Here is a 10,150-nt window from a genome sequence, read left to right as displayed (position 1 = left end):
GCCGCGGCGAGCGCGGCAGGCCCGCGCCGATGGCCGGGAGGCGCCGCGCCGAGCGCGGCAGGCCCGCGCCGATGGCCGGGAGGCGCCGCGCCGAGCGCGGCAGGCCCGCGCCGATGGCCGGGAGGCGCCGCGCCGAGGGCCGGAGGGTATGCGAGCGGCTCAGAAGTCGTCCGGGTCCGCCCGGTCCAGTGCGGGACGCGGCGGGGTGCCGCCCGCGCCCAGCAGGTAATCCGCCGCCGCCGTGTCCGTGACCAGGCTGGTGACCAGGCCGGAGCGGAGTACGGCGTCGATCGCCGCGGCCTTGCGCAACCCGCCCGCTATGGCGACCACTTCGGGAATGCGGCGCAGCCGGTCCGCCTCGACGGTGATGCAGCGCTCACCGAGGTCGCGGCCGACCCGGCGGCCCTCCGCGTCGAAGAGGTGCGCGGAGGTCTCGGCGGCCACGCCCAGCGAGGCGTAGTGCGCGCGCTCCTCGTCGGTGAGCATGTCGTGCACCGTCGAGATGCCCGGCTCCCAGGAGCCGATGGACACGCAGGCCACCGTCACCTTGTCGAAGTAGTCGAAGGCGCGGGCGATGCCGGTCTGGTTGCGCAGGGCAGCCGCCGTCGCCGGGTCGGGCAGCAGCATCGGCGCGTAGATGGGGTGCGCCTCGCCGCCGGAGACCTGGGCGGCCCTGCGGACCGCCTCGACCGAACCGCGCTCGGCCGTGCCCGCGTCGTACACCCCGGTGAGCTGGACGACGGTGCACGGCGGCAGGTGGTGCAGGGCGGCGGCCATGTGGATGGTGGACCGGCCCCAGGCCAGACCGAGCACATCGCCCTCGTTGACGAGTTCGCCCAGGAGGTCGGCGGCCACCTCGCCCAGGTTCTCCGGATCGGGGGCGTCGTCGGCGGCGTCGGCCGGGGACTCCACGACCACCGCGTGCCGCAGCCCGTACCGGGCGCGCAGGGCGTCGGAACGCTCCGCGTCGAGCTCGGCGGGCACCCGGATCTCGATCCGGACGAGATCGCGCTCCAGGGCGGTCTCCAGGACCCGGGCCACCTTGAAGCGGCTCACGCCGAACTCCTCGGCGATCTGGATCTTGGACTTGCCCTCCAGGTAGAAACGACGGGCCATGGCCGCCGCCTGCACCAGCTCAGCGGGTCCCATCCGCATGGCCGACCGGCCCGCTGACATCGCAGACACCGCGATCTCCTTACCTCTGTTTCACGTTCACACAATGGTTCGTCGTTCATCCTGTCAGATGTGACGTACCTTGATCAGCCCTGAGGGCCCACGTTCATTTTGCCTTCTTATTACCGTCGCCGTACCGCTGCGGCAGCGGAACCGTCAGGACGCTCAGTGCGTGCAGGCCCAGGGTGCCTTCGCGGTCGCCTCCTCGGCCTGGTGGCGCAGCATGCGGACGGCGGCCGCCGGGTCGTCGGTGTTGTAGACGGCGGAGCCCGCGACGAAGACGTCCGCGCCGGCCTCGGCGCACCGCTCGATGGTGGACGCGGAGACTCCGCCGTCCACCTGGAGCCACAGTTCGAGTCCGTGCTTGGCGATCAGCTGCCGGGTCCTGCGGATCTTCGGCAGCATGATGTCGAGGAACGACTGACCGCCGAAGCCCGGCTCCACGGTCATGATCAGCAGCATGTCGAGCTCGGGGAGCAGGTCCTCGTACGGCTCGATGGGCGTGGCCGGCTTGAGCGCCATGGAGGCGCGGGCACCCTTGGCCCTGATCTCCCGTGCGGTACGGACCGGGGCGGCAGCGGCCTCGGCGTGGAACGTGACGGACCCGGCGCCCGCCTCGACGTACTGCGGGGCCCAGCGATCCGGGTCCTCGATCATCAGGTGGCAGTCCAGCGGAATGTCCGTGGCCCTGCTCAGCGACTCGACGATCGGCACCCCGAGCGTCAGGTTCGGCACGAAGTGGTTGTCCATGACGTCGACGTGGAGCCAGTCGGCGCCCTCGACGGCCCTGGCTTCCTCGGCGAGCCGGGCGAAGTCCGCGGACAGGATGCTGGGATTGATCTGCGCTGCCATGCCCCAAGCCTGCCATGCCCCACGCCGGTTCCCCGACCGGGTGGTCGGCGGCGGGAGCACGGGGAGGGTTCCGTCCTGGTTCGTACGGGGATCCGGCCGGATCGCCCGCGCGATCCGGCCCTCCCGGCGGCCCGGGCGGCCCCGGGAGCCTGGCGACCTCGGCGGGCCCAGCGACCCCGGCGGCCCCACCCACCTCTTTGACCCGTGCGGTCAGGCAGTCCGGCGCAGCAGCGCGAGATACATGGCGTCCGTGCCGTGCACATGCGGCCACAGCTGCACGTCGGGGCCCTCACCCAGCGCGGAGACTCCGGGCATCAGCGGACGCGCGTCCAGCCACTCCACCTCGAACGGCTCGTTGCCCGCACCCTTGCCCTTGATCACGTCGTCCACGACGACCCGGGTCTCGGCGAGGTGCGGGGAGCAGGTCGCGTAGCCGACCACGCCTCCGACCCGTACCGCCTTCAACGCCTCGCGCAGCAGCCCCCGTTGGAGCGGAGCGAATCCGTCCAGGTCCTCCGGGCGGCGCCGCCAGCGCGATTCGGGGCGGCGGCGCAGCGCGCCGAGGCCGGAGCACGGCACGTCCATCAGTACGCGGTCGAAGGTGCCGGGCAGCCACGGCGGGCGGGTGCCGTCCGCCGCGATGACCTGGTAGGGGCCCGGGTTCCCGGCGAGCGCCTGCCCGACAAGGCGGGCCCGGTGCGGGAGCTTCTCGGACGCCAGCAGGACGGCTCCGCGCTCCGAGGCGAGCCCGGCGAGCAGCGCCGCCTTGCCGCCGGGGCCCGCGCAGCCGTCGAGCCACCACCGGTCGGGCCCGTCCACGGGGGCGTTGGCGAGGGCGGCGGCCACCAGCTGGCTGCCCTCGTCCTGCACGCCCGCGCGTCCCTCCCGTACCGCGTCCAGCGCACCCGGCTCGCCGCCCTCGGCCATCCGCACCGCGTACGGGGACCAGCGGCCCGGCAGTCCGGACTCCTCGCCGAGCAGATCGAGCAGTTCCTCGGTGGTGGAGCGGCCAGGACGGGCGACCAGGGTCACCTCGGGGCGCTCGTTGTCGGCCTCCAGGAGGTCCTCGATGCCACCGCGGCCGCCGCCCAGCGCGTCCCACAGGGCGGAGACGATCCAGCGCGGGTGCGAGTGGACGACGGAGAGGTGCTGCTCGGCGTCGTCCTCGTAGGGCGGAGCGACCTGTTCCACCCAGGTGTCGAGGTCCTGCCTGGAGATCTTCCGCAGGACTGCGTTGACGAACTTGGCCCGGCCCTCGCCGAGCACCACGCGCGCCAGCTCGACGCTCGCGGAGACGGCGGCGTGCGTCGGGATACGGGTGCCGAGCAGCTGGTGGGCGCCCAGGGCGAGCACGTCCAGGACGGGCGGATCGACTTCGCGCAACGGCCTGTCGATGCAGGCCGCGATGATCGAGTCGTAGGTGCCCTGCCTGCGCAGGGTGCCGTAGACCAGCTCGGTGGCGAGGGCCGCGTCGCGCCCGTCGAAGTCCTCGTTCTTCTCGCGGGCCTTCTTCAGCAGCGGGGGCAGCACCAGGTTGGCGTACGCGTCGCGCTCGTCGACGGCGCGCAGGGCCTCGAACGCAAGGAAGCGGACGGGGTCCTTCTGGGGCTTGCGGTGCGGCTTGTAGGGCTTGCGGGACTGGCCGCTGGCGGGCTTCGAGCCGTTCTGGCCGGGCGGACCGGACTTCTGACCCGCCTGCCCGGACTTCTGGCCGGCGTGACCGGACTTCTGGCCGGCCTGACCGGTCTTCTGGCCGGACTTCGCCGTGCTCTGCCGGGGCTTCTGGTCGCTCACAAGGTGCTCCGCTTATCGAAAGGGTCGAACCCTCTCAGCCTACGTCCGCCTTGGTCAGCCGCTCGCCCGGGGCGATCCGTACCCCGCGCGCCCAGTCCGCGGCCTTCATGGGCTTCTTGCCCTGCGGCTGGACCCAGAGCAGTTCGACGGCGTGCGAGCCGGTGCCCACGTGGACGGTGTTCTTCCCCGCCGCCAGTTCACCCGGCGCCAGATCGGTCCGCGCGGCGTCCGGCGAGGTCTGCACCAGCTTGAGCCGCTCGCCGCGGAAGACGGTCCAGGCGCCGGGCGCGGGCGTGCAGCCGCGTACCACCCGGTCGACGCGCAGCGCGGGGGCACTCCAGTCGATCTGGGCGTCCTCCACGGTGATCTTCGGGGCGAGGGTGATCCCGTCGGCGGGCTGGGGCACCGGCTTCAGGGTGCCGTCCTCGATGCCGTCCATAGTGGCCACGAGGAGCCCGGAGCCGGCGAACGCGAGCCGGGTCAGCAGGTCGCCGCTGGTGTCGGTGGGCCGCACGTCCTCTGTCACCACGCCGTAGACCGGCCCCGAGTCGAGCCCCTGCTCGATCTGGAAGGTCGAGGCACCCGTGACCTCGTCGCCCGCCATCACCGCGTGCTGCACGGGGGCGGCGCCGCGCCACGCGGGCAGCAGCGAGAAGTGCAGATTGACCCACCCGTGGGCGGGCACGTCCAGCGCCACCTTGGGCAGCAGCGCACCGTAGGCCACCACCGGACAGCAGTCGGGGCCGATCTCGCGCAGTCGCGCCAGGAACTCCTCGTCGCGCGGCTTGACCGGCTTGAGCACCTCGATGCCCGCCTCCTCGGCGCGCTCGGCGACGGGACTGGCGACCAGCCGCCTGCCCCGCCCCGCGGGTGCGTCGGGGCGGGTCACCACGGCGACGACCTCGTGCCGGGAGGCGATCAGGGCGTCCAGGGCGGGCACGGCGACCTCGGGGGTACCGGCGAAGACGAGCTTCATGGATGTACGGGCCTCTCGGTCGGCGATCGGGCAGCGCACCAGTCTATGGGCGACGCCCCGGCCCTGCCCCAGGGGGCGTACACACATCCGTGCGCCCCGCGCATATGCGGACACGCCCCTGGAGCGTGACCACAACACCGGGTGGCGCGTTGGTCAAAAGAGATTGACCGCTATGGGCCGTCAACCCCACGGCCCCGTCCTTCACCCGTCCTTCTTCATTCAACGCCGGTTCGAGAGGCTTCTTCATGGCCGACCACGCAACCCACGACGCCCAAGCGCGGGCCAGCCTGCACCTGTTGGTACGGGACATCGAGCGGGTCCGCCGGCAGGTGGACGCGCTGCGCACCCTCACCGCCCAGCTGGGCAACGTCTACCGCCCGCGCCGCTCCGGACCCGCCACGGGCTTCGTCGTGTACGGGCGGGCCCCCGCCCCGACCGTCCGCCTCGCACAGGAACTGCGCGACAGCGTCGAGACCCTGGTGACCGCCGCCGTGGACTTCGACCGCTCGCTCGGTTTCTCGTGGGACGCGGTGGGTTCGGCGCTCGGCGTCACCAAGCAGGCGGTGCACCGCCGCTACGGCGCACGCCGGACAACGCCCCAGCCCACGGCCGTGACCACCCCGGACCACCACGGCACGGAGCCCACGGCCACGTCCCCGTCCCACACACTGCCCCCGACCTCCCCCCACTCCCCCACCGTGCCGCACTCGCCTGCCTCTGCCCCCGCCGCGGCCGGTGCCACCGCGACCGCGACGGCTCCCGCCGGAACGCGGACGATGCCCGGCATCCTGCCCGCGGTCCCCGCCGCCCGCTCCATGCCGCCCCAGCCGACAGCCTCCAGCCAGTCACTCCGCGAGGAGTCCCGCCCCACCGCCGCCTTCCCCAGTCCGCGCAACGGCTGACGCACCGCACCGCACCCGGCGCCCCCTGCCGCACCCGACAGGGGGCGCCGCGCTGTGCCGAGGCGGGCGGGGGCGGTGTGGTGCCGATGCAAGGTCGCGAGCCGGTACGCCGCCCGCCCGGGAAGCCGCACCGGGCCGCCCATGCCCCGCCCGGGAACCCGCGGCTGCGCCGTCCCGCCCGCGGAACCGCGCTGCGCCGCTCGCCCCGCTCCGGGGTCTGCCCCGTGCCGCTAGCCGATGTCCGGCGGGTCGACACGGATGCGTACGCCATCGCCCGGGCCGCCGGCCCCGCTCGCGCCCCGCGCCATCCTGGCCGCCTGGGCCACCTTCAGCGCCGCCGCCAGTGCCGCGCCGCGCCCGGGCGGCACCCGCACCAGGGCCCGTTCCCAGTGCTCACCCGGTGGCGGATCCTGGGCGCGCCGGGGACGGCCCGGGTCGGTCACCGGGAGGGGGATCGGCCCCAGCACCTCTGCTTCCGGGGGGAGTTCGGCCAGACGCAGGAACTCGGCCAGATCCTGCGCGCGCCCGCTCACCGATGCCATGCGGGAGACCGGGGGAAAGCCGAGTTCGGCCCTCTCGGCGAGTTCCCGCTGGGCGTTGCCGACCGGATCCCAGCGGACCAGGGCCTGCACCGGCCGCAGCGTCGGCTCGGCGACGATCACCACCGTGCCCCCCGCCTCCTGCCCCCGTACCAGCGAGGCGGCCGCGATCCACCGGCGCAGCGCGTCCTCCCCGGCCCGCAGGTCGGGCCGGCCGAGCATGGCCCAGCCGTCCAGCAGCAGTGCCGCCGCGTATCCGCCCTCCGCGACGGGTTCCGCGCCGGGGGTGCTCACCACGAGGGCGGGCGCCCCCGGCACCACGTCCAGCACGTGGTCGCGCCCCGAGGTGCGTACCGGGACGGCGGGGAAGGCACGCCCCAGCTCCTCCGCGGTGCGCCGCGCGCCGACGACCTGCGCCCGCAGCCGGTGGAACCCGCACTCCGCGCAGGCCCACCGCTCCTCGGCCCGCCCGCACCACCCGCAGTGCAGGTCCCGGGCGTCGGGAGCCTCCAGTGGGCCCGCGCAGTGCCGGCACCGGGCGGGGGTCCGGCAGCGCTCGCACGCCAGCCGCGGTACGTACCCCCGGCGCGGCACCTGCACCAGCACCGGTCCGCTCTTGAGGCCTTCCCGTACGGTCTGCCAGGCGAGGCTGGGCAGCCGTGCGGCGCGCGCCGCCTCGTCCCGTGCCAGCTCCTGGTCGCCCACGGTCCGCACGAGCGGGGCGGCCCGCCGGACCTGTTCGCGCGGCGCGGCCAGCGGTCCGGCCCAGCCGCCCGCCACCAACTGGGCGGCCTCGACCGTGCAGCTGGTACTGCCGAGCAGGAAGGCGCACTTGTCCAGCGTGGCCCGCAGTTCCAGCACTTCCCTGGCATGCGGCAGCGGCGCGTGCTGCTCGCTCAGGTTCGGGTCCCCGTCGTCCCACACCACCACCAGCCCGAGGTCCCTGACCGGGGCGAACATCGCGGCTCGGGTGCCCACCACGGCCGGTACCGCCCCCCGCCGCACGGCGAGCCACTCCCGGTACCGCTTCTCGGGCCCCGCATCGGCGGTCAGTACGGCGTGCCGCCCCTCCCCCAGCAGTTCGCCGAGGGCGGCATCCACGCGGTCCACGCTTCGCCCGTCGGGCACGACGACCAGCGCGCCCCGCCCGGATGCCAGGGTCGCGGTGACGGCCCGCGCGATCTCCTGCGCCCACAGGGGCCCGGGCAACGCCGTCCACACGGCGCGCGGCGCCCCTCCCCCGGCCAGCGACTCCAGGAACGCGGCGCCCCGCTCGTACCGCTCCCAGCTCCCGGCTTCCGGCGCGGCGGGGGCGGGCAGCGCGGGGGGAAAGGCCTTCTTCTCCGCCCGCGCACTGCGCGGCGGAATCGCGAGCTGCAGCACATCGGCGAGGCTCCCCGCGTACCGGTCGGCCACCGCCCGGGCCAGCCCCAGCAGTTCGGGGCTCAGCACCGGCTCGGGCGACACCACCTGCGCGAGCGCCGCCAACGGCCCCTGGTAGTCCGACTCCGCGACCCGCTCCACGACGAACCCGTCGATCAGCCCCCCGCCCTCGCGCCGCCCGTCCCGCACCCGGTGCGCCCCGGCACCGAACCGCACCCGCACCCGCACCCCCGGCTGGGCGTCCGCGTCCAGCTCCTCGGTCACGGCGTAGTCGAAGTACCGGTCGAGATGCAGCACCCCCTTGTTCACCAGGACCCGCGCCACCGGCAGCTCCGCGGCCAACGGCGCCCCCCGCCAGGTCCGCGGCTTCGCCTTGGGCACCTGCTTCTCGTGCCGCAGAAACTCCCGCATCAGCGCAAGCTGCTCGGGGCCACCGTCCCGCGGATCGCCCGGTGTGCCCTGCTGCCCCTCGTTCTCGCTGCTCACAGCCCCATACCTACCAGACACCTCTGACAGCGGACGGCTGCCGACGGCCGCTCACGGACTCCGCACATGCCGGCTCAGAGGGCCGCGAGCAGCGCCCTCGCCTGCTCGCGTGCGCACAGCACCGGGTCCGGAAAGACGGTCATCCCGTGCGTGACGAGCCCTCCCTCGTGCAGCAGCATGAGCGTCCGTCCCAGTTCCTCGCCCCGCTCCGGGGCGATTTCGGCGGCGAGTTTGGTGAACAGGGCGAGCATCCACGCCTTCTGACCAGTCACCACCTGGTACGCGGGATGTCCCGGATCACCGATCTCCGCATGCGCGTTGATCATGCTGCACCCTTTAGCACCGGCCTCCGTGGCCCAGGCGTGCGAAGCCTCGAACACCGCGAGGAGACGCACCGCCGGTTCCTCCCCCGCGGCCTCCAGACGCTTCGCGAGGAAGGCCCGCCAACGCTCGTCGCGGCCCGCGAGGTACTCCACGACAAGCTGTTCCTTGGAGCCGTACCGGTCGTACAGCGTCTTCTTGGTGACCCCCGCCTCGGCTGCGATCCGGTCCACCCCGACCGCGTGGATGCCGTGCGCGTAGAAGAGCCGCTCGGCGGCCTCCAGCACCCGCCGGGCCGCCGGCGTCATCACGATCCGTCGAGGGCTTCTCACTGCTTCAGCATCCATGCACCCACGATAAACCGATCTGTATAGTCGAAAACATGAGTATACCGATCGGTTTACTGCGCGGTTCGGGGGCGAGCCTTCTGCTCTCGGCCGCCTTCGTGCTCTGCTGGAGTTCGGGGTTCATCGGAGCCAAGCTCGGCACGGGCGGCGCCCCCGCCCTCACGGTCCTGACGTGGCGCTTCCTGCCGCTGGCCGTGGTGCTGCTGTGCGCTGCCGCCGTCACCAGGAAAGCGTGGCGCGGACTCGCCGCCCGCGACATCGCCCGGCAGGTCCTCGTCGGCGTCCTCTCCCAGAGCGGCTATCTGCTCACCGTGTACTACGCCATTCAGCTGGGAGTCTCCAGCGGCACCACCGCCCTCATCGACGGGGTTCAGCCCCTGGTCGCCGGGGCGCTCGCGGGCCCACTGCTCGGCGCGTACGTCTCGCGCGGCCAGTGGTGGGGGCTGGCACTGGGGGCGGGCGGCGTCGCACTGGTCACCCTGGCCGACGCTGGAGCGACGGGCGGCGGTGTCGCCTGGTGGGCCTACCTGATCCCGTTCCTCGGCATGCTCTCACTGGTGGCGGCAACCTTCGTGGAGGGCCGCTCCCGCCGCAAGGTGTCACCGCTGGTGTCGATGACGGTCCACTGCACCGCCAGCGCCGTCGTCTTCACGGCGCTCGCCGCGGTGGCGGGTGCGGCGGTGCCGCCCGCGGAGACGTCGTTCTGGGTGGCGACCGCCTGGCTCGTACTGCCCCCCACCCTCGGCGGCTACGGCCTGTACTGGCTGATTCTGCGCCGCTCCGGCATCACCCGGGTCAACACCCTGATGTTCCTGATGGCTCCGGTCACCGCGCTCTGGGGAGCGGCCGCGTTCGGCGAGCATTTCGGCCCGCAGACCGCCGCCGGTCTGGCGATCGGACTCGTCGCGGTGGCCGTCGTGCACCGCGGCGAGTCCCGCCGCACGAAAGAACCCCGCGAGGACGATGCCGGCGAGAACGACTGCGACGGGAGCGACCGGGCCCGGCACGACCTCAGCGGGGCGGGCCGCGGCCGTACGTCCGAAGCCGCCCCGGCAAGCCGCTCCCGCCCGCCCCGGAGCACATCTCGGCCGTAGCCCACTCGCCCTCACCGGCCCGTCAGGTCCCCCGGCAACGGAACCCGAACGCACCGGGACCCCGGACCGCATCAAGCGGTCCGGGGTCGCGGTGGCGCACGGATGTGCCGACCCGGCGGAAGCAGCGGCGAGGCTGCTCCGCGCGGTGTCCGTCCTACAGGCCGACGGCCTTCTTCAGTGCGTCCACGCGGTCGGTGCGCTCCCAGGTGAAGTCGGGCAGCTCGCGGCCGAAGTGGCCGTAGGCGGCGGTCTGGGCGTAGATCGGGCGCAGCAGGTCGAGGTC

At 73.8% G+C, this 10,150-nt stretch carries 9 protein-coding genes; 2 read left to right on the top strand and 7 right to left on the bottom strand.

What is annotated here, in order from left to right; genetic code table 11:
* Positions 1-159 precede the first annotated feature (159 nt).
* The 4 genes from ACFWVV_RS37510 to fmt form a co-directional block, all read right to left on the bottom strand.
* Positions 160-1,176, bottom strand: a complete 1,017-nt coding sequence (locus ACFWVV_RS37510) for a sugar-binding transcriptional regulator (RefSeq protein WP_384359032.1) — start codon at positions 1,174-1,176, stop codon at positions 160-162.
* Between the two features lie 162 nt (positions 1,177-1,338).
* A complete protein-coding gene (rpe, locus tag ACFWVV_RS37505) occupies positions 1,339-2,025 on the bottom strand; it encodes a ribulose-phosphate 3-epimerase (RefSeq protein WP_384359018.1) in 687 nt (228 codons plus the stop codon).
* A gap of 210 nt (positions 2,026-2,235) precedes the next feature.
* Positions 2,236-3,819, bottom strand: a complete 1,584-nt coding sequence (locus tag ACFWVV_RS37500) for an RsmB/NOP family class I SAM-dependent RNA methyltransferase (RefSeq protein WP_384359020.1) — start codon at positions 3,817-3,819, stop codon at positions 2,236-2,238.
* A gap of 34 nt (positions 3,820-3,853) precedes the next feature.
* Positions 3,854-4,795 carry a methionyl-tRNA formyltransferase gene (fmt, locus tag ACFWVV_RS37495; protein WP_384359022.1) on the bottom strand — a complete coding sequence of 314 codons (942 nt, stop codon included), beginning with the start codon at positions 4,793-4,795 and terminating at the stop codon, positions 3,854-3,856.
* 245 nt (positions 4,796-5,040) lie between these two features.
* Between fmt and ACFWVV_RS37490 the strand changes: the two genes are divergently transcribed.
* Complete coding sequence (locus tag ACFWVV_RS37490; protein ID WP_384359024.1) at positions 5,041-5,697, top strand: hypothetical protein; 657 nt, start codon at positions 5,041-5,043, stop codon at positions 5,695-5,697.
* 230 nt (positions 5,698-5,927) lie between these two features.
* Here the strand turns inward: ACFWVV_RS37490 and ACFWVV_RS37485 are convergent, their stop codons facing one another.
* Both ACFWVV_RS37485 and ACFWVV_RS37480 read right to left on the bottom strand, forming a co-directional pair.
* A complete protein-coding gene (locus ACFWVV_RS37485) occupies positions 5,928-8,105 on the bottom strand; it encodes a primosomal protein N' (protein WP_384359026.1) in 2,178 nt (725 codons plus the stop codon).
* Between the two features lie 74 nt (positions 8,106-8,179).
* Positions 8,180-8,773: a TetR/AcrR family transcriptional regulator gene (locus ACFWVV_RS37480; RefSeq protein WP_384359028.1), complete on the bottom strand. Its 594-nt coding sequence runs from the start codon at positions 8,771-8,773 to the stop codon at positions 8,180-8,182.
* Positions 8,774-8,808: 35 nt separating this feature from the next.
* Here ACFWVV_RS37480 and ACFWVV_RS37475 point away from each other — a divergent pair, with 35 nt between their 5' ends.
* Positions 8,809-9,867, top strand: coding sequence for a DMT family transporter (locus tag ACFWVV_RS37475; protein WP_384359030.1), 1,059 nt, complete (start codon positions 8,809-8,811; stop codon positions 9,865-9,867).
* Positions 9,868-10,021: 154 nt separating this feature from the next.
* On the opposite strand, the gene ACFWVV_RS37470 is transcribed toward ACFWVV_RS37475, so the two are convergent.
* On the bottom strand, positions 10,022-10,150 hold a 129-nt coding region (locus tag ACFWVV_RS37470; protein WP_384359034.1), incomplete at its 5' end, for a methionine adenosyltransferase domain-containing protein.

The organism is Streptomyces sp. NPDC058663 (genome assembly GCF_042716745.1).
GTDB lineage: Bacteria > Actinomycetota > Actinomycetes > Streptomycetales > Streptomycetaceae > Streptomyces.
The sequence above is the reverse complement of the archived record's forward strand: the minus strand, read 5'-3'. Positions and strand labels throughout refer to the sequence as shown.